Genomic DNA, 22368 nt, shown 5'->3' with positions numbered 1-22368 from the left:
CGGCGCCTGACGCGTCCCGTCCCGCCCGGTGCCCGGGCCGGCGCCTGCGTCCGTCGCCGTACGGAGGGTGCGCCGCGCACCGGGGTGAACCCGCCGCGGACTACGGCATCCGGCCCGGGTCCGACGGGCAGGACGAGCACCAACTCCAGGGGGCCGGGAGAACATCTGATGGCCCCTGTCCTGGACGGTTCCCCGTCCGTGGCACCGGGCACGATCAAGTGTCCGGCCGCTTTCGGTGACCGACGGACGTCGGCCGCATGTCCCGCTCCGGGCTCCCGGAGCGGGACATGCGGGGAGCCGCGAAGTGCCGGGAGTGCCGGTTTCGTACGGCAGACTTGGGGCTCGAAGACCGATGCGAAGGATGGGTATGCCGATCACACCTGCCACCGCGACGCACAGTTCGTCGAACGGCACCGTTGAAGCGATCTTGCTCGAGCTGGTCGACGAGGACGGCAACACGATCGGCACGGCGGAGAAGCTCGCCGCCCATCAACCACCGGGACAGCTGCACCGGGCCTTCTCCGTGTTCCTCTTCGACGAGCACGGCAGGCTGCTCCTCCAGCAGCGCGCCCTGGGCAAGTACCACTCCCCCGGTGTCTGGTCCAACACCTGCTGCGGCCACCCCTACCCCGCCGAGGCGCCCTTCGCGGCGGCGGCCCGGCGGACGTACGAGGAGCTAGGCGTCTCGCCCTCGCTGCTCGCGGAGGCGGGCACGGTCCGCTACAACCACCCGGACCCGGAGTCGGGCCTGGTGGAGCAGGAGTACAACCACCTCTTCGTCGGCATGGTGCAGTCGTCGCTGCACCCCGATCCGGAGGAGGTCGGGGACACCGCGTTCGTGACCGCCGCCGAGCTCATGGAGCGGCATGCGAAGGACCCCTTCTCGGCGTGGTTCCTGACGGTCCTGGACGCGGCCCGTCCGGCGATCAGAGAGCTGACGGGCCCGTCCGCCGGCTGGTGACGGACCCGTCCTCGCGAAAACGCCCCGAGAGCGCCAGGCCCTAGACGATGCTCGGAGTGAGCGGCAGGGCGGCCCAGATCACCTTGCCGCCACTCGTCGTGTGCTCGACGTCGCACACCCCGCCCGACTCCCGGGCGACCTCCCGCACCAGCAGCAGCCCACGGCCACCGGTCTGGCCGTGGTCGGCCTCCAGGGCGGTGGGGCGGTAGGGGTGGTTGTCCTCCACCGACACCCGCACCCACTCGGCTCCCACGGCCACCTCCACGGCGAGCATCGGGGACAGCAGTGCCGCGTGCCGCACCGCGTTCGTGACCAGTTCGGAGACGATCAGCAAAAGCCCGTGGACGAGGTCGTCCGAGACGGGCACTTGTTGACGGAAGAGCAGGTCACGAACGGCGTGTCGTGCCTGCGGAACCGAGGCGTCGATGGCGGGAGCGGTGAACCGCCACACCCCCTCGTACGGCAGCGGACCCGGCGGTCTCCGATCAGGAGGCACATCCCCGGCGCCTTCAGGGCGGGAGTCGAACCCCCGCCCGTGGTTCTCCATCGTCCGGTCGCCACCCTTGCGCTCGATTGTCACCACACGTCGAGTGTTGGTAACGCGCTGGTCCGGACCGCATCCCTGAACAGAAGTCAGCGACTATCGACGGCTTCCGACCGTTGATGCACGGCACCGTCGGCCGTGCGACCACTCCTGTCCGTGTGGTGTCTGCTTCGAGAACTATTCGGGTTGTACGGGTTGGGCGCCGGGCTCGCCCGTTTCGTCCGTCACCGGTCGCGCCCCGAGACCAGATGTACGATGCGCCGCCCGCCGAAGCCGGTGGCGATCAGGCCCAGCCCGTCGAAGAGCAGCGCGAGCGAGAAGAAGCAGCCGATGACGTACTTGCTGCTGCTCGGCCAGTTGTCCAGCACCAGGATGCCGAGGAGCAGGTCGAAGACGCCCTGCAGGAGCGTCCAGCCGAACTGCGCACCGCGCACCACGAGGCTGCCGACCACCCGGAACACCCCGCCGGTCAGGAACAGCAGGGCCGCGAACATGGTGAGCGCCTCGGCCGCCGCGTCCGGGCGGCGGATCACCACCACTCCGGCCGCGATGTTCAGGGCCGCGACCACCACCCCGAGCCAGAAGAAGTTGGTGCCACGGGCCTGGACGGCGTGCAGCAGTCCGACCGCGCCGCCGATCAGCAGCAGCCAGCCGAACAGGATCATCGAGGTCAGGGTCGCCACGCCGGTGTAGACGAGCCCGACGAGCCCCGCGATCACCAGGATCACGCCGAACGCGGCGGTCCAGCTGAAGCCGCGGGTCAGTTTCGTGGTCGCGTCGCTCGGCGCCCTGTCCTTGGTCCTGACCATCAACGCCTCCTCGCGCCCGGCCCCTTCTTGATCGTACGTTCGAGGGTTGCGGATAGCATCCGGCGTATGGAGCCGCAGCTGCTGCACAGCGTGGGCGACGGGGTCGCCACCGTCGTCATTCACCACCCGGCCAAGCGCAACGCCATGACGGCCGACATGTGGAGGGCGCTGCCGCCCCTGCTCGACGGGCTCGCCGCCGACCCGGACGTCCGCGTCCTCGTGCTCACCGGCGAGGGCGGCACCTTCTGCGCGGGGGCCGACATCTCCACGCTGCGGGGCTCCTCGGACGAGGCGCAGGGGCTCGCCGTGCACGCCGAGGAGGCGCTCGCCGTGTTCCCCAAACCGACGCTCGCGGCGATCCGCGGGTACTGCGTCGGCGGCGGGTCCCAGCTCGCGGCGGCCTGCGATCTGCGGTTCGCGGAGGAGGGCGCGCGGTTCGGAGTGACGCCGGCGAAGCTGGGGATCGTCTACGCGGCCTCGGCCACCCGGCGGCTGGTGTCGCTGGTGGGTCCGGCGACCGCCAAGTACCTGCTGTTCTCGGGCGAGCTGATCGACACCGAACGGGCGCTGCGCACGGGTCTGGTGGACGAGGTGCTGCCCGAGGGCGAACTCGACAAGCGGGTCGGGGAGTTCACCCGCGTCCTGGCCGCGCGGTCGCTGCTGACGCAGGCGTCCGCCAAGGAATTCGCCCAGGGGCGGACCGACCGGGACGCGTACTGGGCCGAGCAGGCGCGCGGGAGCGACGAGACCGCGGAGGGCGTCGCCGCGTTCCTGGAGCGCCGGCCGCCGCGCTTCACCTGGACCACGCCGGTGTTCACCACCGCGACCACTGAGGCGTCCACCGCGACCGCTCCGCCGTCCACCGCGACTACTCCAGGATGAAGCGGCTCTTCGCCCGGAACTCCGCCACCAGATGTGCGGGAGCCTTCCGGGGCGACCCGGCGTCGTAGGGCGGCTGCGGGTCGTACTCCGTCAGCAGCTGTACGGCCTGTGCGTGTTCGTCGCCCGCGATCCGTCCGAGCAGGGCGAGCCCCATGTCGATGCCGGACGACACGCCGGCCGCGGTGACGTACTTCCCGTCGAACACCACCCGCTCTCCGGTCGGCTCGGCACCGAACCGCTTGAGGTGGTCGAGGGCCAGCCAGTGCGAGGTGGCCCGGCGGCCCTCGAGCAGCCCCGCGGCGGCCAGCAGCAGGGAGCCGGTGCACACGGAGGTCGTCCAGGTGCTCGTGGCGTCGGCGGCGCGCAGCCAGTCCAGCAGGACCCGGTTGTCCATCTGCGGGGTCTGGCCCGGTCCGCCGGGGACCACGACGATGTCCGGGCGCGGCACCTCGGCCAGGGTCCTGTCGGCGGTCAGGGCCAGGTTGCCGCTCTCGTTGCGGACGGCGCCGGTGTGCTCGGCGACGAAGACGGTCTCCGCGTCGGGCAGGCGGCCGAGGGTCTCGTAGGGTCCCACCGCGTCCAGGGCGGTGAAGCGGTCGAAGAGGACGATGGCGATCTGCATCGGGTTCCTTTCCACGGGTGAGTGGGCCGGGGTCGTCAGGTGAGGGCCGGTCAACGGGTGGGGGCGGGGCGGAAGCGGCGCCGGTACTCCGCCGGTGCCGTGCCGAGCGTCTTCACGAAGGCACGGCGCATCGCCTCGGGGGTGCCGTAGCCGCAGGCGCGGGAGATCCCCTCGACTCCGTCGGCGGTGTCCTCCAGGAGGCGCCGGGCGTGTTCGAGGCGCACGCGGTCGACGTACCGCCCCGGGGTCATGCCCGTCTCGGTCTGGAAGGCGCGGGCGAAGTGCCGGGGCGAGAGCCGGGCGCGGAGGGCGAGCGACTCGACGGACAGGTCGTCGCCCGGGTGCTCGGTGATCCACTGCTGGACCTCGCGGAGCGGTTCGCGCCGCGCCGTCTGCGCGGCCAGCTGGGCGCTGAACTGGGCCTGATTGCCCGGGCGCCGCAGGAAGACGACGAGGTGACGGGCGACCGTCAGGGCGGCCTCCCTGCCGAGGTCCTCCTCCACGAGCGCGAGGGCGAGGTCGATGCCGGAGGTGACGCCGGCCGAGGTGGACACCTGTCCGTCCCGCACGTAGATGGGGTCGGGGTCGACCTCGACGGCCGGGTGGTCACGGGCGAGCTTGTCGCAGTACGCCCAGTGGGTCGTCGCGCGCCGACCGTCCAGGAGGCCCGCCTCGGCGAGCGGGATGGCCCCGGTGCAGACGGAGACCAGGCGCTCGGCGCGCGGCCCGTGCGCGCGCAGCCAGTCGGTCAGCCGGGGGTCGGGGCGCCGGGTGCCCCGGCCGCCCGGGACCAGCAGGGTGTGCGGGGCGGGCGCGTCGGCGAGGGTGTGGTCCGGGACGAGGGTGAGGCCGCTGGTGGTCCGCACGGGTGCGCCGTCCAGGGAGGCGGTGTGGATGCGGTACGAGCCGGCGCGGAAGGCCTCGGCGCCCGCGAAGACCTCCACGGGGCCCGTGACGTCGAGGCTCTGCACATCGTCGAAGAGGACCACCAGGACTGTTCGCATGGTCTCGATTCTTGGCGGGCGGGGCGATGGCCGCAAGGACGAGTACCCCACCTTTCCTGCCATCGCCCCTCCCGCCTTCCCCGCGTACCGACCAGTCGGTAACCTTCGGGCATGACCACACCTCTGCCGGAGCGCGCCGGGCGGCGCTGCCACAACGTCCTCAACCCGCTGCACTCGACGCACTACTTCTCGCCGGATCTGGGACGGGAGCTTGCCGACGTCGGGATCGAGGACAGCAACGGCGCGTACTTCGCCGTGCGTGCCGCCGCCATGGGGGCGGTGGGTCCCGGCACGGTGACGGCGACGTTCTACAACTTCCGCCACGAGCTGGTGGCCCGGCATGTGCCCGCGGTGTGGGAGAAGGCCTCCCCACAGACCGTCCTCGCGGCACGCGCGCGTGCCGTCGACGCGACCTGGCGCCGGCTCCTCGGCGAGGACGTCCTCACCTCCAAGGAGGTCGCCGAGGCGGCGGAGCTCGCCCTGCGGGCCGCGGAGGGCTGCACCAGGACCGCGCGTCCGCTGTACGCGGCGCACGCCGACCTGCCCGTGCCCGACGCGCCGCACCTCGCCCTCTGGCACGGCGCCACGCTCCTGCGCGAGCACCGGGGCGACGGTCACCTCGCGGCGCTGCTCGACGCGGAACTCGACCCGGTCGAGGCCCTGGTGAGCCACACCGCCACCGGCAAGGGCATGGCTCCGAAGTGGGCACTGGGCACGCGCGGCTGGTCGCGGGCGCACTGGGACGCGGCGGTCGAACGGCTGCGCGAGCGCGGACTGCTCGACTCGGGGGGCGAGTTGACCGAGGCGGGGGTGGCCCTGCGCAAGGAGATCGAGGACCGCACGGACCGGCTGGACCGTGCCCCGTACGAGCATCTGGGCGCCGCGGGCGTGGAGCGCCTCACCGAGCTGGCACGGGGCATCCTGATGCGGGCGCTGGCGGCCGGCGCGTTCCCCGAAGGTATGACCGGCAAGGGCTGACAGCGCCGATCGGCGCCCTGATCCCCCGTTGTCGGTGTCACCTGCCACAATTGCCGCGCAACCTCAGTGGAGAAGGCGGTACGGGATCGTGACGACACCCCTCGTAGGGTCCATCGAAGGCAGGATCGCCGAGGAGCTCGGCGTACGGGAGCGGCAGGTCAAGGCCGCCGTCGACTTGCTCGACGGCGGGTCGACGGTGCCCTTCATCGCCCGCTACCGCAAGGAAGCGACCGAGATGCTCGACGATGCGCAGCTGCGCACCCTCGAGGAGCGGCTGCGCTATCTGCGGGAGCTGGAGGAGCGGCGCACGGCGATCCTCGAATCGGTGCGCGAGCAGGGCAAGCTCACCGAGGAGGTCGAGGCGCAGATCCGGGGCGCCGAGACGAAGGCGCGGCTCGAGGACATCTATCTGCCGTTCAAGCCGAAGCGGCGCACGAAGGCGCAGATCGCGCGCGAGGCGGGCCTGGAGCCGCTGGCCGAGGGCCTGCTCGGCGACCCGTCGGTCGACCCGCTCGCCGCGGCGACGGCGTTCGTCGACGCGGACAAGGGCGTCGCCGACCCGCAGGCCGCGCTGGACGGCGCCCGGTCGATCCTCACGGAGCGGTTCTCGGAGGACGCCGACCTGATCGGCGAGCTGCGCGAACGCATGTGGGTGCGCGGGCGTCTGGCCGCCAAGGTGCGGGAGGGCAAGGAGGAGGCGGGCGCCAAGTTCGCCGACTACTTCGACTTCGCCGAGCCCTTCAAAGACCTGCCCTCGCACCGCGTCCTCGCCATGCTGCGCGGTGAGAAGGAGGAGGTCCTCGACCTCGTCCTGGAGCCCGAGGAGCCCTCCGAGCAGCCCGGTCCCTCCTCGTACGAGGGAATCGTCGCCCACCACTTCCAGATCGCCGACCGCGGCCGCCCCGGCGACAAGTGGCTCACGGACACCGTCCGCTGGGCCTGGCGCACCCGCATCCTCGTGCACCTCGGCATCGACCTGCGCCTTCGCCTGCGCACGGCCGCCGAGGACGAGGCGGTGAACGTCTTCGCGGCGAACCTGCGGGACCTGCTGCTCGCCGCCCCGGCGGGCACCCGCGCGACGCTGGGTCTCGACCCCGGTTTCCGTACGGGTGTCAAGGTCGCCGTGGTCGACGCGACCGGCAAGGTCGTGGCGACGGACGTCATCTACCCGCACGTCCCGGCCAACAAGTGGGACGAGGCCATCGCCAAGCTCGCCCGCCTCGCCAAGGAGCACGCGGTCGAGCTGATCGCGATCGGCAACGGCACGGCGTCCCGCGAGACCGACAAGCTCGCCGGTGAACTCATCACCAAGCACCCGGAGTTGGACCTCACCAAGGTGATGGTGTCCGAGGCGGGGGCTTCGGTGTACTCGGCGTCCGCGTTCGCCTCGCAGGAGCTGCCCGACATGGACGTGTCGCTGCGCGGCGCCGTCTCCATCGCGCGCCGCCTCCAGGACCCGCTGGCCGAGCTGGTGAAGATCGACCCGAAGTCCATCGGCGTCGGGCAGTACCAGCACGACCTGTCCGAGGTGAAGCTCTCCCGGTCCCTGGACGCGGTGGTCGAGGACTGTGTGAACGGCGTGGGCGTGGACGTGAACACGGCTTCCGCGCCGCTGCTCGCCCGCGTCTCCGGCATCACCTCCGGGCTCGCGGAGAACATCGTGGCGCACCGCGACGCCAACGGCCCCTTCACGTCCCGTACCACCCTCAAGAACGTGGCCAGACTCGGCCCGAAGGCGTACGAGCAGTGCGCGGGCTTCCTGCGCATCCGGGGCGGGGACGACCCGCTGGACGCGTCCAGCGTGCACCCGGAGGCGTACCCCGTGGTGCGGCGGATGGTGAAGACGGCGGGCAGCGAGGTCGCCTCCCTGATCGGCAACACCGGTGTGCTGCGCTCGCTCAGGCCGACCGACTTCGTGGACGAGACGTTCGGTCTGCCGACCGTCACGGACATCCTGAAGGAGCTGGAGAAGCCCGGGCGCGACCCGCGGCCCGCCTTCAAAACGGCCACCTTCAAGGAGGGTGTCGAGAAGATCTCCGACCTGGCCTCCGGGATGGTGCTCGAAGGGGTCGTCACCAACGTGGCCGCGTTCGGGGCCTTCGTGGACATCGGCGTCCACCAGGACGGTCTGGTGCATGTCTCGGCGATGTCGAAGACGTTCGTGAAGGACCCGCGCGATGTGGTGAAGCCGGGTGACATCGTCAAGGTGAAGGTGCTCGAGATCGACATCCCGCGCAAGCGGATCTCTCTCACGCTGCGGCTCGACGACGAGGCGACTCCGTCGGATCAGCAGGGTGGGGGTGGCCGTCCGCAGCGCGGCGGGCGGCCTCCGCAGCAGCGCCAGCAGCAGCGTCAGCCGCGGGGCGGGGCGGGCGGAGGCGGTGGCGGTTCGCGGCAGGCCGCTCCGCCGCCGGCCAACAGTGCGATGGCCGACGCGTTGCGGCGCGCGGGGCTTGTCGATCCCAAGAAGGGCAGGCGCTGAGCCACTGAGGGTGCAGGGGTGACTGCGGGTGATCAGTGGCTGAGCGCGCCGTTCCCCGCGCCCCTGACGGGGCGGCGCTTGCACGAGCCCCGCTCCTTACAGTGACCGTATGGCCGACTCGCGTGTCATTACCTGGGAAGTCACGGAGAGCAAAGGGTTCGAGACCTCTTGGATCATGTCCGGTGCCCGCTCTCTGCGGGCGCGCGGGCGTGCTGTCGGGACGGTTCCCGAGCCGTACTGGATCTCTTACGAGCTCGACACCGTCGACGGGTTCGTGACCCGGCGGCTGTGTGTGAGCGCCGAGACGGCCTGGGGTACCCGCTCGCTGGACCTGCGGCACGACGGTGAGGGGCACTGGACGGCCGACGGGGACTGGCTGCCCGACCTCGGTGGCGCCCTCGACTGCGACCTGGGCCTGTGCCCGCTCACCAACACGATGCCGGTGCTGCGCCACGGGCTGCATCTCCGGCCCGGTGAGCGGGAGTTCCTGATGGCCTGGGTGTCGGTGCCGGACCTGGCCGTGCGGGCGTCGCAGCAGACGTACACGCATCTCGGGCGCGCCGGGGACGGCGGGCGCGCGCGTTTCTCGTCCGGTGACTACCGCAGCGATCTGGAGTTCGACGCGGAGGGGTACGTCGTGGACTACCCCACGATGGCGCGGCGGCTGGCCACGGCCTAGATCAGCGCTCCGTCACCTTGCCCGCCGCCACTTCCAGCCGGCGCGTGGTGTGGACCGCGTCGAGCATGCGGCGGTCGTGGGTCACGAGCAGCAGCGTGCCCTCGTACGTGTCGAGCGCCGCCTCCAGCTGTTCGATCGCGGGGAGGTCGAGGTGGTTGGTCGGCTCGTCGAGGACGAGGAGGTTGACGCCACGGCCCTGGAGGAGGGCGAGGGCCGAGCGGGTGCGCTCGCCGGGAGAGAGGGTGGCCGCCGGGCGCAGGACGTGTTCCGCCTTGAGGCCGAACTTGGCCAGCAGGGTGCGGACCTCGGCCGGTTCGGTGTCGGGGACGGCGGCGCTGAACGCGTCGAGCAGGGACTCGGAGCCGTGGAAGAGTTTGCGGGCCTGGTCGACCTCGCCGACGACGACGCCGGAGCCGAGGGTCGCGTGACCGGCGTCCAGCGGGACCCGCCCGAGCAGGGCGCCGAGCAGGGTCGACTTGCCCGCGCCGTTGGCGCCCGTGACGGCGACCCGGTCCGCCCAGTCGATCTGGAGGGTCGCGGGGCCGAAGGTGAAGTCGCCGCGTCGCACCTCGGCGTCGCGCAGGGTGGCGACGACGGCGCCGGAGCGCGGTGCGGCCGCGATCTCCATCCGCAGCTCCCACTCCTTGCGCGGCTCGTCGACGACGTCCAGGCGCTCGATCATGCGCTGGGTCTGCCGGGCCTTGGACGCCTGCTTCTCGCTGGCCTCGCTCCGGAACTTGCGGCCGATCTTGTCGTTGTCGTTGTTCGCCTTGCGCCGGGCGTTCTTCACGCCCTTGTCCATCCAGGAGCGCTGCATCTGGGCGCGGCCTTCGAGGGCGGAGCGCTTGTCGGCGTACTCCTCGTAGTCGTCGCGGGCGTGCCGGCGGGCGGTGTCGCGCTCCTCCAGGTAGGCCTCGTAGCCGCCGCCGTAGAGCGTGATCTGCTGCTGGGCGAGGTCGAGTTCGAGCACCTTGGTGACCGTGCGGGTCAGGAACTCGCGGTCGTGGCTGACGACGACGGTGCCCGCGCGCAGCCCGGAGACGAAGCGTTCGAGCCGCTCCAGGCCCTCCAGGTCCAGGTCGTTGGTGGGCTCGTCGAGGAGGAAGACGTCGTAGCGGGACAGGAGCAGGGAGGCGAGTCCGGCGCGGGCCGCCTGGCCGCCGGACAGGGACGTCATCGGCTGGTCGAGGTCGACGCCGAGCCCGAGGGTGTCGGCGACCTCCTCGGCGCGCTCGTCGAGGTCGGCGCCGCCCAGGTCGAGCCAGCGCTCCAGGCTCTCCGCGTACGCGTCGTCCGCGCCCGGCGCGCCGTCGACGAGTGCCTGCGTCGCCTCGTCCATCACGCGCTGGGCCTCGGCCACGCCGGTGCGCCGGGCCAGGAACTCCCGGACGCTCTCGCCCTCCCGCCGCTCCGGCTCCTGCGGCAGATGGCCGACGCTCGCCGACGGCGGGGACAGCCGCAGCTCCCCCTCCTCGGGCGTGAGCAGTCCGGCGAGCATCCGCAGCAGGGTGGACTTGCCCGCGCCGTTGGCACCGACGAGTCCGATCACATCGCCGGGCGCGACCACGAGGTCGAGCCCGGAGAAGAGCGAGCGGTCGCCGTGCCCGGCGGCGAGGTTCTTGGCGACGAGAGTGGCAGTCATCAGGGGGCCGATCCTAACGGCCCGGCCGCCCCGGCTGCGTCTCCGTTTCCGTGGGGGGCCACGTCCCGGTTTCCGCGCGGGGCCGCACCCCCGTGTCCGTACGGCCCGCTCAGTGGGCCATCGCCTCCACCAGCACGCTCCCCGAGGTCCGCGCCACGAGGAAGGACTCCCCCTTCACGGCCTTGGCGTCCAGGGCGATCCGGTGTCTGCCCGCCTCCAGAATCCCGTCGAAGACCTCCTGCGTGTGCGTGCGGTACAGCCGGTCGAGGCGGTACGCGGTGATCTGGACCCGGCAGGTGGAGGTGACCTCGATGCCCGCCTCGCCGTCGGCGGCGACCAGGCGGGTGAGGCGGCGCAGCTCGTGGGGACTGCGGTCCAGGGCGTGCTCGATCTGAGCGACGAGGAGCGGGACGACGGGGGCCAGGCCGTCGACATAGGCGACCTCGACCCCGGCCCGCTCGAAGGACCCCCGTACGGCCGCGCGCTCCTGTTCGCCGATGGCGCGCCCGAAGGCCACCGCGCCGTACTCGCGGAGTTCCTCGGCCGGGACGTCGGTGGCGTCGCGGGTGATGTCGGCGCCGATGCCGATGGTGCGCAGGGCGGCGGCGAGCTTGGCGAGCACGGCGACCCGGGCGCCGATGAGCAGGACCCTGCGGCGCGCCCCGGGGTCGCCGAGGAGCAGCGAGTTCAGGGCGCTGCGGTACTCGGCGCCCTGGAAGCGGAACGGCCCTATCCCGTGGTAGCCGTTGAGCTCCAGATCGGCGTGTTCGCCGGTCTGCCAGGCGAAGTCGCGCCACACGTAGTCGTCGCGGGAGTCGTCCTTCTCGATGACGGCGGTCACGGCACCGCATTCGATGCCCTCGCACTCGGGACAGCCGTAGATCACGTAACGGCCGTCTTCGAGCGGGGCCTCGGCCTCCAGGAGGAGGCTTCGGACCTGTGCGGTGAAGATGGCGGGTGGTACGTCGGAGGCGAGCGGGGACACCGCGTCGAGGTCGGAGAGCTGGTACAGCAGCGGGCGGCCGTCGACGATGAAGTCGACGAAGTCCCGGTGCACTTGGTAGTCACCGTTGGCGAGGACTCCACCGGCACGCATCGCCGGTGCCAGGCCGAAGGTCGCGTACTCGGCAGACATGCTGTGAGTATCCCCAGACTGGGAGTGATGTGAGCACGGCATGACATATTCCGCTAACGTCCCGCCATGGACAACGCACCCAGCGGTGACGTGATCGTGGTCGGAAGTGGTGTGGTCGGGTTGACGACGGCGATCGTCCTGGCCGAGCGCGGCCGGCGGGTACGGGTGTGGGCGCGGGAGTCCGGCGAGCTGACCACCTCGGCCGTTGCCGGCGCGCTGTGGTGGCCGTATCGCATCCGGCCGAAGGCGCTCGCGGGTGAATGGGCCCTGCGATCACTCTCCGTGTACGAGGAGTTGGCGGCCCTGCCGGATGAGACGGGCGTACGCGTGGTCGAGGGTGTACAGGGCGAGACGCGACTGGACGAGCTGGAGCCGTGGGCTGCCCGGGTGCCGGGGCTGCGGGCGACGACGGCCGAGGAGTACCCGGGTACGGGGCTGTGGGCGCGGCTGCCGCTGATCGACATGCCGGTGCATCTGCGGTGGCTGCGCGAGCGGTTCCTGCGGGCGGGCGGGATGATCGAGACACGGACGGTGACCGATCTCGCGGAGGTCGAGGCGCCGGTCGTCGTCAACTGCACGGGGCTTGGCGCCCACACGCTCGTACCGGATCCGGCCGTACGGCCCGTGCGCGGGCAGCTCGTGATCGTGGAGAACCCCGGGGTCCGTACCTGGCTCGTGTCGACGGACAGGGACGCCGGGACGACCACCTATGTCTTCCCGCACCCGGACCGCCTCGTGCTGGGGGGCACGACCGACGACGATGACTGGTCGCTCGTGCCGGATCCGGCGGCGGCCGAAGCGATCGTCGAACGGTGTGTGGCGCTGCGGCCGGAGATCGCCGGGGCTCGCATGCTGGGCCATCGGGTGGGGCTGCGGCCGGTGCGTGACACGGTCCGGCTGGAGCGTGAAGTACTGCCCGACGGACGGGTGTTGGTGCACCACTACGGTCACGGCGGCGCGGGCGTCACGGTGGCCTGGGGCTGTGCGCGGGAGGCGGCCGGGCTCGCGCTGGGCGAGGAACCGGCCGCCGTGCGCCCTTGAGGGGGTCAGCGGATCAGCGGGTCTCCCCCGGGACCCGGAGGGCACTGCTCGGATGGCGTACGCCGTCGAGGCCGGCCGTGCTCGTCGCGGCGGCGGTGGATCCCGACGTCGCCTTGGCGAAGGCCTCGGCGCCGCCGACGAACGGCACGCGGGCCGACGTACGGGACAGGTCCAGCGTGAGGGTCGGAGTGGTCGACGGCGGGTCGATGAGGTCCTTGTCGGTGCCCGCGACGATCAGAGCGAGCCGGTGGCCCGCCGGGACGACGTGGTCGGTGGCGGCCAGGTCGAGCGTGATCGTGTACGCCTTGCCCGGGGTGAGCGGGACGCCCTTGAGGTCGGAGGCGTAGTTGCCGAGGTCGGCCCAGCCGCGGCTGAAGACCGTGGCGGCCACATCGGTCTTCTTCGCCTGGGTGACCTTGTAGCAGGAGCTGTCGCCGGTCGTGCTCGGACCCCAGCAGGTGCGGTCGGTGACGGTGGTGATGCCCTCGCCGCCGTCGGCGTAGTCACGGATGGTGTCCGGGCCCAGGTCGACCAGGACCGCGGAGAGGTGAGCGGTCGAGGTGGTCGGCGTGGCGGTGACGGTCACCGTGGAGGAGCCGGACAGCCGCAGGTCCCGGGTCAGCGGCTTGGTGACGAATCCGGCCTTCTCGGGGCTGGACCGGTCGATGTGGGCGGCCCAGTCGGTCTCGCCGAGCTTCGGGTCGTCGGTGAAGGTCTCGCTCCCGGAGCCCGTACGCAGACCGAGGGTGCCGACGCCCGCCTGGGTGCCCGTGCCGGGGCGGAGTGTCGTCGTCTGCGTCCCGCGGGGCGGCCAGACGCTGGAGGTGGCCCACTGGTCGGGGTGGCGCTCGATGTCTGCCATGGGCTCGTGGTCGATGCCGTTGTCGTAGCCGAGGAGTTCGTGGTCGAACCAGCGGTGCAGGGTGTCGACCCAGGCGCCGCGGCGGAAGTCGAAGGGGTCGACATGGCCGGTCTGCGAGAGCCAGATCTTGCGCTCGACGCCGTTCTTGGCGAGGGCGCTCCACCACTGGCCGAAGTTCTTGGTACGGACGTTGAGGTCCTGCATGCCGTGCACCAGGAAGACGCTCGCCCTGACCTTGCCGGCGTCCTTCACGTAGTCGCGCTCGGACCAGAACTTGGTCCAGTCACCGGTGCGCGGCGCCCCGTCGACGAGCTTCTGCTGCACGGCGGCGCACTTGGCGGTGGCCTCGGGGCTGTCGACGTAGCCGGAGAGCCAGTCCGGGCCCGAGTCGTACAGCGGGGCGCCCTTGGCGAAGTAGTAGTCGTACCAGGAGGAGATGGCGCTGATCGGCACGATGGTCTTCAGGCCCTTGACGCCGGTCGCGGCGACACCGTTGGCGATGGTGCCGTCCCAGCTCTTGCCGATCATGCCGGTTCTGCCGTTGGTCCAGGTCGCCTTGGCCCGGTCGGCGCCGGTACGCGTCGTGTAGCCCTTGGCCCGACCGTTGAGCCAGTCGACCACGGCTTTCGCGGACTGGATGTCGGAGCGGCCGCCGACGTCCACACAGCCGTCGGAGCGATTGGTTCCGGCCAGGTCGACGCCGACGAAGGCGTAGCCGCGCGGTACGAAGTAGTTGTCGTAGAACAGCGGCATCTGGACGACGTCGCCGTTCGCGTCGTACGTCTTGAGCTGGCTCTCGTTTCCGCGCCCGCAGCAGGCGTAGTACGGGCTGGCGTCCATGATCACGGGAACCTTGCGGCCCTGCTGGGCGAGTTCACGGGGCCGGACGATGTCGACGGCGACGCGGTCGGTCTTCCCGTCCCCGTCGCCGTCGAGGCCGGTGTCCACCCAGACGGATTCGCGGATCGCGTTCTCGTACGAGTAGACCGGGGTGCTCTCCCGGGGCGCGCCGTGTGCGGCGGCGGGGGCGAGGAAGACGGCCATCAGGGCGGCGGTGGCCGCCGTCGCGAGCGATCTCCAGGTCGTGAAGCGCATACGGCGCGCTGGTTTCGGCATGCGCGGAAGGTACCCCGGTCAACTCCGGTACAAAAGAGGGTCCCTGGAGGCAGCAGGGCCCGAATCGGTCATGACGGCCGAATGGCGATCGTGTGACAGGAGGGGCGATGGACAGGGTGACGGGACAGGGAGTCAATAGGCTCCGAACCGTCCTCGTTCCCCCATGACTTGGAGCTCTCCGTGCACCGCAGACTCATCGCCCCGGGCGCGCTCGCCGCCTCCCTGCTGCTGGCGATCCCGGCATCGGCGGCGGACTACACCCCCGGGGCGCCCGGTATCGGCGACCCCTACTACCCGGCCTACGGCAACGGCGGATACGACGTCTCGCACTACGACCTGCGGCTCCAGTACCAGCCGGCCACCGACGAGTTGCAGGGAACGGCGACCCTCCTGGCCACCACCACGCAGGACCTCTCACGCTTCGACCTCGACTTCCTGCTCGACGTGAGCGAGGTGCGGGTCAACGGGGCGAAGGCCTCGTTCACCACCTCGGGCCAGCACGAGCTGGAGATCACCCCGGCGACTCCGCTGCCGAAGGGCACGCCCGTCACGGTCGTCGTCCGTTACAGCGGGGTGCCCTCGACGAAGAGCGCGTACGGCTTCTCGACCTGGCACCGCACTCCGGACGGGGCCGTCGCGGCGGACGAGCCCGAGTCGGCCTGGTGGTGGTTCCCCAGCAACGACCATCCGAGCGACAAGGCCACGTACGACGTCTCGGTGGCGGTGCCGGACGGTACGCAGGCGATTTCCAACGGCACGCTCCAGTCGACGAGTTCACGGCTCGGCTGGACCCGCTACAGCTGGCGGTCCAACAAGCCGCAGGCGACCTATCTCGCGACGCTCGCCATCGGAAAATTCGACATCACGACGGGCACGACGGCCGCCGGCGTCCCGGTCGTCAACGCGTACAGCAAGGACCTCGGCGACAACGACGGGGCCGCGCGGGCGAGCGTCGAGCGGACCGGGGAGATCGTCGACTGGCTGACCGGCTACTTCGGCCCGTACCCCTTCAGCTCGGTGGGCGGATACGTGCCGAACACCACCACCGGGTACGCGCTGGAGACCCAGACCCGCGTCTACTACAGCCCCCGGCAGTTCGCGAACGGCTCCAACACCTCCGTGGTCGTCCATGAGCTGGCGCACCAGTGGTACGGCGACGACGTGTCCCTGAAGGGCTGGAAGGACATCTGGATCAACGAGGGCTTCGCGCGGTACGCGCAGTGGCTGTGGTCCGAGCACGAGGGGGAGGGGACGGCGCAGGAGCTCGCGGACTACGTGTACGCCTCGCATCCGGCGGACGACGCCTTCTGGAAGGTCGCGCCGGGTGACCCCGGTCCGGACAACCAGTTCGACACCGCGGTCTACGACCGGGGGGCGGTGGCGGTGCAGGCGCTGCGCAACGAGGTCGGGGACGACACGTTCTTCGCCATCCTGAAGGGGTGGCCGCGGGAGCACGCGTACGGGAACGCGTCCGTCGGGGACTTCCGGAAGTACGCGGAGAAGGTGTCGGGCAAGTCGCTCGCCACGCTCTTCGACACCTGGCTGTTCGAGCCGTCGAAGCCGGCGGCGCCCGCGGCGAGGGGTGCGTCGATCGCGGTGGCCCCGGCCACGGCGGGGGCCCCGGCGCAACCCAGGTCGTGGAAGAAGATCGCGGCGACCGACTCCGTCCACTCCGGCTGAACCGGCACCGCCGTCCCGTCAGCGGGGCTTCGCCCACTCGCCCGCCCTTCCGTCTCTCAGGGCGGGCGAGTGGGGGCCGTTCACGTACGGGCGTCAGTTGCCCTGCTCCACCGGGGCCGCGATCCGCTCGCCCACGATGCGGCTCGCCAGCTCCGAGGCCAACTCCGATACGGACATGCGGAGTTCGGCGTCGGCCGCCGCGCACTCGGACTCGATGCGGGCGCGACCGTCGGCCACCACGGCGTCACGTTCGCGCTGCCCGTCCGCGCGGGCTTCGGCGATCAGGGCGTAGCCCTGTTCGAGGGCCTGCTGGCGGATGCGGGCGGCTTCGTGGCGGGCCTCGGCCAACAGGGCCTCGGTTCCCAGACGCTCACTCTCGGCGCGGGCGCGCACGGCTTCGGCGCGCTCCTTGGCGCCGTTGATCGCGTCGTCCCGCAGTTCGAGCGCCCGGTTCATCCGCGGGAGCACGCGGGCGACGAACACGTAGATGAAGGCGAACAGCGCCAGGGCGTAGCCCAGGTCCTGAACCTTCGGGTTGAGTGGACCTATCGGGTAGGGGATGAGTTCCATGGCCGTGACTTACCCGCTCATGCGTGCGAACCAACGCGCATCTGCGCCAGAGTTGACCGAAAACAGCCCTTCCGGCCGACCCCGGTGGCCCGTCGTCGGCGCGAGCAACCACGCGCCCAGCCTTCGGACCCCGCTCACTCCCCGTGGTCGTACACCGTCACCGCCACCCCCCGCTCCACCAGCCGTCGCAAGATGAGCGGTTCCACCCGGGACCAGTCGCCGCCGGCCAGACCGCAGCCGATACGGGGCATGTGGACGGACGCGTCGAGTTCGGCGGCCTTGATCGCCACGTGGGCGAGGCCTGTGTCGATCGCCTCGTAGCGAACGGGGACGCCCTTGCTGCCGGTCCGAATGCCCCGCTGGCCTATCAGGTTCGCCACCCACACGTACTTCTCGACCTGGACGAACTGGGTCGCACCCAGCCCGAAGTCGTTGTGCGCCCGGTCCCGGTGCCACGCCCGGTACGCCGCCTCCGGCTCGGGCCAGCGGCGCGACAGGGCCAGGACGAAGCCCTTCCCCCAGCCCCCGATGTCATTGCAGACATGGGCGATCAGCTTGACGCCCTTGACCGATGGAGTGGTGGCGTCACCCCGGACATATGCGATCTCCGACATGACGCCACCGTAGGCGCCGCCACTGACAGCGGCGCACGACCTGCTACTTCGTCAGCTCGCTCAGTTCCTGGTCCGTGGTCTTCGAGACCCGGTGGCGGATCGCGAACCAGCCGCCGACCAGCAGGGCCGCGATCACCGGGATGAGGAGCAGGGTCTTGCGTCCGACCTCGGGGTCGTTCCCCATCAGGCCGAGCACGGCCAGCAGGAAGGCGATGGTGACGATCTCGGTCACGGGGCTGCCGGGGAGCCGGAAGGACGGGCGGGTGACCAGACCGTCCTTGGCGCGGCGGACGAACACCAGGTGACAGACCATGATGATCACCCAGGTGCTGATGATGCCCAGGGACGCCACGTTCAGGACGATCTCGAAGGCCTGGCTGGGCATGAGGTAGTTCAGGCCGACGCCGAGCACGCACACCGCGCAGGTGAGCAGGATGCCGCCGTACGGGACCTGGCTGCGGTTCATCTTCGCGGTGAACCGGGGCGCGGAGCCCGCCATCGCCATGGAGCGCAGGATGCGGCCGGTGGAGTACAGGCCGGAGTTCAGGGACGACATGGCCGCGGTGAGGACGACCAGGTTCATGACGTCACCGGCACCCTGGACGCCGATCTTCGACAGGACGGTGACGAAGGGGCTCTCGTCGGCCGAGTAGACCGAACCGGGCAGCAGCAGCGCGAGCAGCACGACCGAGCCCACGTAGAACAGGCCCACGCGCCACATGATCGAGTTCACCGCGCGCGGGACGACCTTCTCCGGCTCGGCGGTCTCGCCCGCGGCGACACCGACCAGCTCCAGGGCCGCGTAAGCGAAGATCACGCCCTGCATCACCAGGACGACCGGCATGATCCCGTGCGGGAGCAGACCGCCGTGGTCCGTGATGACGCCCAGGCCGGGCTTCTGACCGCCCACGTCGTGGTGCGTGGCCAGCAGGAAGATGCCGACCAGCATGAAGGAGACGAGGGTGGCGACCTTGACGATCGCGAACCAGAACTCCATCTCGCCGAAGATCTTCACCGAGATCAGGTTGACGGCCAGGACCACCGCGAGGGCGATCAGCGCCAGCACCCACTGCGGGATGTCGGTGAAGAAGCTCCAGTAGTGCGTGTAGAGCGCGATCGCGGTGATGTCGGCGATGCCGGTCGTCGACCAGTTGAGGAAGTACATCCACCCGGCGACGTACGCGCCCTTCTCGCCGAGGAACTCGCGCGCGTACGACACGAAGGACCCGGAGGACGGCCGGTAGAGGACCAGCTCGCCGAGCGCGCGCACGACGAAGAAGGCGAAGACTCCGCAGACGAGGTAGGCGATCGCCAGCGCGGGTCCCGCGGTGTGGAGTCGGCCGCCGGCGCCGAGGAAGAGTCCGGTGCCGATCGCGCCCCCGATGGCGATCATGTTGACGTGGCGGGCCTTGAGGTCCTTGCTGTAACCGGCGTCGCCCGCGTCCGCGGGCGTGCGGGCCGCGTCGGTGCGGGGTGCGGCCTTGGCCGTGTCTACGGCGTCCTTGCTCACGCGTGGATCTACTCTCTGGTGCGCCCACGCACCGAGTACGCGGGTTTCCGGATGTGCCTCGGCCCGCACCACCCCTGACGCGGCGCAGACCAAGGAGCAACCTTCCCCGAGGCATCCCCCCGGATGCGATGGCACAGCTCACACCGCGGAACATCTCACATGGTGATCAAGGGGTGCAGAACTCGTCGACAGCGCTTTCACAGGACCGGTGAGACAGCAATACTGTTGCACCTGATCGCTGCACCATCGAAGAGGCGAGGACCTGCCATGACGACGGACACCGAGGAGCCGACGCTCACGGTCGACGAGCTGGCCGCACGCGCGGGCGTCACGGTCCGTACGATCCGCTTCTACAGCTCCAAGGGACTGCTCCCGCCGCCCGTGATCGGACCCCGGCGGGTGGGGCACTACAGCCAGGAGCACCTGGCCCGGCTCGCGCTCATCGAGGAGCTGCAGCGCCAGGGCATGACGCTCGCCGCGATCGAGCGCCATCTTCAGCAGCTGCCGGCCGACCTGAGCGCCCAGGATCTCGCCCTTCACCGTGCCGTGGTCGCCTCCTGGGCGCCGGACGCGGCGGAGGACGTGACGCGCGAGGAACTGGAACGGCGGGCCGGCCGCCCCCTGGGCGAGGAGGACCTGGAGCGGCTGGTCGCGATGAACATCATCGAGCGGGCCGAGGGCACCACCGGCACCGCGCACTCCTCGGGCTCCCCGGCCGCCCCGGACTCCTTCCGCGTGGACCCGGCGCTGCTGGCGCTCGGCGTCCAGCTCCTCGACGTACCGCTCGCGCACGAGTCGATCCTCGCCGCGCGCGGCGTCCTGCTGGAGCACTCCCGCGCCGCGGCACGCGAGCTGTCCGCGTTGCTGCGCGAGGCGGTGGGCGAGCACGAGTCGGTGGCGGCGGTGAAGTCCCTGTCGGCCCACATGCAGCCGCTGGTGGTGCAGGCGCTGCTGACCACGTTCCAGCGCTCCCTGAAGGCGGAGCTGCGGGAGTGGCTCAAGGAGTCCTGAGCCACTGAGGACTCCTGACCCACACCCGCGCGCCTCCTGCTCGGCGATCCGTCAGCTGTCGCTGAACCTCTCGCCCGTCTCCGCCTTCTCGACGAGCAGCGCGGGCGGCGTGAACCGCTCCCCGTAGCGCTCGGCGAGTTCACGCGCGCGGGCCACGAATCCGGCCGGACCTCCGTCGTAGCCGTTGATGTACTGGAGCACGCCGCCGGTCCAGCCCGGGAAGCCGATCCCGAAGATGGACCCGATGTTGGCGTCCGCGACGGACGTGAGCACGCCCTCCTCCAGGAGCCGGACGGTGTCCAGCGCCTCGGAGAAGAGCATGCGCTCCTGCATGTCCTTGAACGGGATCTCGTGACCGGGCTTGGTGTAGTGCTCCCGCAGGCCGGGCCAGAGCTTGCCGCGCTTGCCGTCCGCGCCGTACTCGTAGAAGCCCGCGCCGCCGCTGCGCCCGGTGCGGCCGAACTCGTCGACCATGCGGTCGATGACCGCCTCCGCCGGGTGCGTCCGCCAGGTGCCGCCCGCCTCCTCGACGGCCTGCCTGGACTCCTTGCGGATCTTGCGCGGCAGGGTGAGCGTCAGCTCGTCCATCAGGGAGAGGACCTTGGCCGGGTAGCCCGCCTGGGCCGCCGCCTGCTCGACGGAGGCGGGCTCGATGCCCTCGCCGACCATCGCGACGCCCTCGTTGATGAAGTGGCCGATGACGCGGGAGGTGAAGAAGCCGCGCGAGTCGTTGACGACGATCGGGGTCTTCTTGATCTGCCGTACGAGGTCGAAGGCGCGCGCCAGTGCCTCGTCGCCGGTCCGCTCGCCCTTGATGATCTCGACGAGGGGCATCTTGTCGACGGGCGAGAAGAAGTGCAGTCCGATGAAGTCGTCCTGCCGATCCACGCCCTCGGCGAGCACGGTGATCGGCAAGGTCGAGGTGTTGGAGCACAGCAGCGCGTCGGGCTCGACGACGTTCTGGATCTCCTGGAACACCTTGTGCTTGAGAGCCGTGTCCTCGAAGACGGCCTCGATGACGGCGTCGCAGCCGGCCAGGTCGTTCGGGTCGGCGGTGGGCGTGATGCGGGCGAGCAGCTCGTCGGCCTTCTCCTGGGTCGTACGGCCCCGGGAGACGGCCTTCGCGCAGAGCTTCTCGGAGTAGGCCTTGCCCTTGGCCGCCGCGTCCGCCGACACGTCCTTCAGGACGACGTCGATGCCCGCGCGGGCGCACGAGTAGGCGATGCCGGCGCCCATCATCCCGGCGCCCAGGACGGCGACCCTGCGGACCTGGCGCGGCGCGATGCCCTGGGGACGGTTGGCGCCGGAGTTGACCGCCTGGAGGTCGAAGAAGAACGCCTGGATCATGTTCTTCGAGGTCTGCCCGGTGACCAGCTCGGTGAAGTAGCGGGCCTCGATGACCAGCGCGGTCTCGAAGTCGACCTGGGAGCCCTCGACGGCGGCCGCCATGATGTTGCGCGGTGCCGGGTAGGGGGCGCCGTTGAGCTGCTTCCTCAGGTTGGCCGGGAAGGCGGGCAGGTTGGCGGCGAACTTCGGGTTCGACGGCGTGCCGCCCGGGATCTTGTAGCCGGGCTTGTCCCAGGGCTGGTGCGACTCGGGGTTGGCGTCGATGAAGGCGCGCGCCTTGGCGAGCATCTCCTCGGGATTGGCCGCCACTTCGTGGACGAGCCCGTTCTCCAGGGCCCGCTGCGGGGAGTACTGGGTGCCCTGGAGGAGCACCTTCAGCAGCGCGTCGGTGATGCCCATGAGGCGGACGGTGCGGGTGACGCCGCCGCCCGCGGGCAGCAGGCCGAGGGTCACCTCGGGCAGGCCGATCTTGGAGCCGGGGGCGTCGAGGGCGACGCGGTGGTGGGAGGCGAGGGCGATCTCGTAGCCGCCGCCGAGGGCCGCGCCGTTGATGGCGGCGACGACCGGCTTGCCCAGGGTCTCGATGCGGCGCAGGGAGGACTTGATGGCCGTGCCGGTGTCGAAGGCCTCCTGGGCGTTCTCCGGGCCTGCCTTGATCATGTCCTTGAGGTCGCCGCCCGCGAAGAAGGTTTTCTTGGCGGAGGTGTAGATGATGCCCCGGATGGAGTCCTTCTCGGCCTCGGCGCGTTCGGCGATCGCCGCGATCGAGTCCTTGAAGGCCTGGTTCATGGTGTTGGCGGACTGGTTGGGGTCGTCGAGGACGAGGGTGACGACACCGGTCTCGTCCTGTTCCCAGCGGATGGTGGTGCTCTCGGTCAT

General features: G+C 70.9%; 19 protein-coding genes. 8 read left to right on the top strand and 11 right to left on the bottom strand.

Annotated features, from left to right (window positions below; all coding sequences use genetic code 11):
* The first annotated feature begins 367 nt into the window (after positions 1-367).
* Entirely contained in the window at positions 368-961 is a 594-nt protein-coding gene (idi, locus tag AAFF41_RS40620; protein WP_067361311.1) for an isopentenyl-diphosphate Delta-isomerase, read from the top strand.
* A 40-nt stretch (positions 962-1001) separates the two neighbouring features.
* Here idi and AAFF41_RS40615 read toward each other — a convergent pair whose 3' ends face one another.
* On the bottom strand, positions 1002-1508 hold the full coding sequence (locus AAFF41_RS40615; protein ID WP_097289359.1) for an ATP-binding protein: 507 nt from the start codon (positions 1506-1508) through the stop codon (positions 1002-1004).
* Positions 1509-1729: 221 nt separating this feature from the next.
* Positions 1730-2314 carry an HdeD family acid-resistance protein gene (locus AAFF41_RS40610; RefSeq protein ID WP_319752056.1) on the bottom strand — a complete coding sequence of 195 codons (585 nt, stop codon included), beginning with the start codon at positions 2312-2314 and terminating at the stop codon, positions 1730-1732.
* A gap of 66 nt (positions 2315-2380) precedes the next feature.
* Here AAFF41_RS40610 and AAFF41_RS40605 point away from each other — a divergent pair, with 66 nt between their 5' ends.
* Positions 2381-3196 (top strand): enoyl-CoA hydratase/isomerase family protein, encoded by an 816-nt coding sequence (locus AAFF41_RS40605; protein ID WP_319752055.1) that lies wholly within the window; start codon positions 2381-2383, stop codon positions 3194-3196.
* Here the strand turns inward: AAFF41_RS40605 and AAFF41_RS40600 are convergent.
* Together AAFF41_RS40600 and AAFF41_RS40595 are read right to left on the bottom strand one after the other, a co-directional pair.
* Positions 3183-3818 (bottom strand): DJ-1/PfpI family protein, encoded by a 636-nt coding sequence (locus tag AAFF41_RS40600; RefSeq protein ID WP_343325608.1) that lies wholly within the window; start codon positions 3816-3818, stop codon positions 3183-3185. The genes AAFF41_RS40605 and AAFF41_RS40600 overlap by 14 nt on opposite strands.
* 50 nt (positions 3819-3868) lie before the next feature.
* Complete coding sequence (locus AAFF41_RS40595; protein ID WP_319752052.1) at positions 3869-4822, bottom strand: GlxA family transcriptional regulator; 954 nt, start codon at positions 4820-4822, stop codon at positions 3869-3871.
* 111 nt (positions 4823-4933) lie between these two features.
* Here AAFF41_RS40595 and AAFF41_RS40590 point away from each other — a divergent pair, with 111 nt between their 5' ends.
* From AAFF41_RS40590 to AAFF41_RS40580, 3 genes are all read left to right on the top strand, one after another.
* Positions 4934-5800, top strand: coding sequence for an SCO6745 family protein (locus AAFF41_RS40590; protein WP_319752051.1), 867 nt, complete (start codon positions 4934-4936; stop codon positions 5798-5800).
* An 88-nt stretch (positions 5801-5888) separates the two neighbouring features.
* A complete protein-coding gene (locus AAFF41_RS40585) occupies positions 5889-8282 on the top strand; it encodes a Tex family protein (protein WP_319752050.1) in 2394 nt (797 codons plus the stop codon).
* A gap of 109 nt (positions 8283-8391) precedes the next feature.
* Positions 8392-8961 (top strand): putative glycolipid-binding domain-containing protein, encoded by a 570-nt coding sequence (locus AAFF41_RS40580; RefSeq protein WP_319752049.1) that lies wholly within the window; start codon positions 8392-8394, stop codon positions 8959-8961.
* Between the two features lies 1 nt (position 8962).
* Here the strand turns inward: AAFF41_RS40580 and AAFF41_RS40575 are convergent, their stop codons facing one another.
* Together AAFF41_RS40575 and AAFF41_RS40570 are read right to left on the bottom strand one after the other, a co-directional pair.
* A complete protein-coding gene (locus AAFF41_RS40575; RefSeq protein WP_319752048.1) occupies positions 8963-10603 on the bottom strand; it encodes an ABC-F family ATP-binding cassette domain-containing protein in 1641 nt (546 codons plus the stop codon).
* A 109-nt stretch (positions 10604-10712) separates the two neighbouring features.
* Positions 10713-11738, bottom strand: coding sequence for an oxidoreductase (locus tag AAFF41_RS40570; protein ID WP_319752047.1), 1026 nt, complete (start codon positions 11736-11738; stop codon positions 10713-10715).
* Positions 11739-11804: 66 nt separating this feature from the next.
* On the opposite strand from AAFF41_RS40570, the gene AAFF41_RS40565 reads away from it, so the two are divergent.
* Positions 11805-12779 carry an FAD-dependent oxidoreductase gene (locus AAFF41_RS40565; RefSeq protein ID WP_343325607.1) on the top strand — a complete coding sequence of 325 codons (975 nt, stop codon included), beginning with the start codon at positions 11805-11807 and terminating at the stop codon, positions 12777-12779.
* A 13-nt stretch (positions 12780-12792) separates the two neighbouring features.
* Here the strand turns inward: AAFF41_RS40565 and AAFF41_RS40560 are convergent, their stop codons facing one another.
* A complete protein-coding gene (locus AAFF41_RS40560; RefSeq protein ID WP_319752045.1) occupies positions 12793-14757 on the bottom strand; it encodes a Xaa-Pro dipeptidyl-peptidase in 1965 nt (654 codons plus the stop codon).
* A gap of 180 nt (positions 14758-14937) precedes the next feature.
* On the opposite strand from AAFF41_RS40560, the gene AAFF41_RS40555 reads away from it, so the two are divergent.
* Entirely contained in the window at positions 14938-16437 is a 1500-nt protein-coding gene (locus AAFF41_RS40555; RefSeq protein ID WP_319752044.1) for a M1 family metallopeptidase, read from the top strand.
* A gap of 93 nt (positions 16438-16530) precedes the next feature.
* On the opposite strand, the gene AAFF41_RS40550 is transcribed toward AAFF41_RS40555, so the two are convergent.
* The 3 genes from AAFF41_RS40550 to AAFF41_RS40540 form a co-directional block, all read right to left on the bottom strand.
* Positions 16531-17007: a F0F1 ATP synthase subunit B family protein gene (locus tag AAFF41_RS40550; RefSeq protein WP_143610026.1), complete on the bottom strand. Its 477-nt coding sequence runs from the start codon at positions 17005-17007 to the stop codon at positions 16531-16533.
* A gap of 134 nt (positions 17008-17141) precedes the next feature.
* Positions 17142-17621: a macro domain-containing protein gene (locus AAFF41_RS40545; RefSeq protein WP_319752043.1), complete on the bottom strand. Its 480-nt coding sequence runs from the start codon at positions 17619-17621 to the stop codon at positions 17142-17144.
* 43 nt (positions 17622-17664) lie between these two features.
* Entirely contained in the window at positions 17665-19131 is a 1467-nt protein-coding gene (locus AAFF41_RS40540; protein ID WP_319752041.1) for an amino acid permease, read from the bottom strand.
* Positions 19132-19398: 267 nt separating this feature from the next.
* On the opposite strand from AAFF41_RS40540, the gene AAFF41_RS40535 reads away from it, so the two are divergent.
* Positions 19399-20142, top strand: a complete 744-nt coding sequence (locus tag AAFF41_RS40535; protein ID WP_319752040.1) for a MerR family transcriptional regulator — start codon at positions 19399-19401, stop codon at positions 20140-20142.
* A gap of 51 nt (positions 20143-20193) precedes the next feature.
* Here the strand turns inward: AAFF41_RS40535 and AAFF41_RS40530 are convergent, their stop codons facing one another.
* Positions 20194-22368, bottom strand: a complete 2175-nt coding sequence (locus AAFF41_RS40530; RefSeq protein ID WP_319752039.1) for a 3-hydroxyacyl-CoA dehydrogenase NAD-binding domain-containing protein — start codon at positions 22366-22368, stop codon at positions 20194-20196.

The sequence above is a fragment of the Streptomyces mirabilis genome (genome assembly GCF_039503195.1).
Taxonomy (GTDB): Bacteria; Actinomycetota; Actinomycetes; order Streptomycetales; family Streptomycetaceae; genus Streptomyces; species Streptomyces mirabilis_D.
The sequence above is the reverse complement of the archived record's forward strand: the minus strand, read 5'-3'. Positions and strand labels throughout refer to the sequence as shown.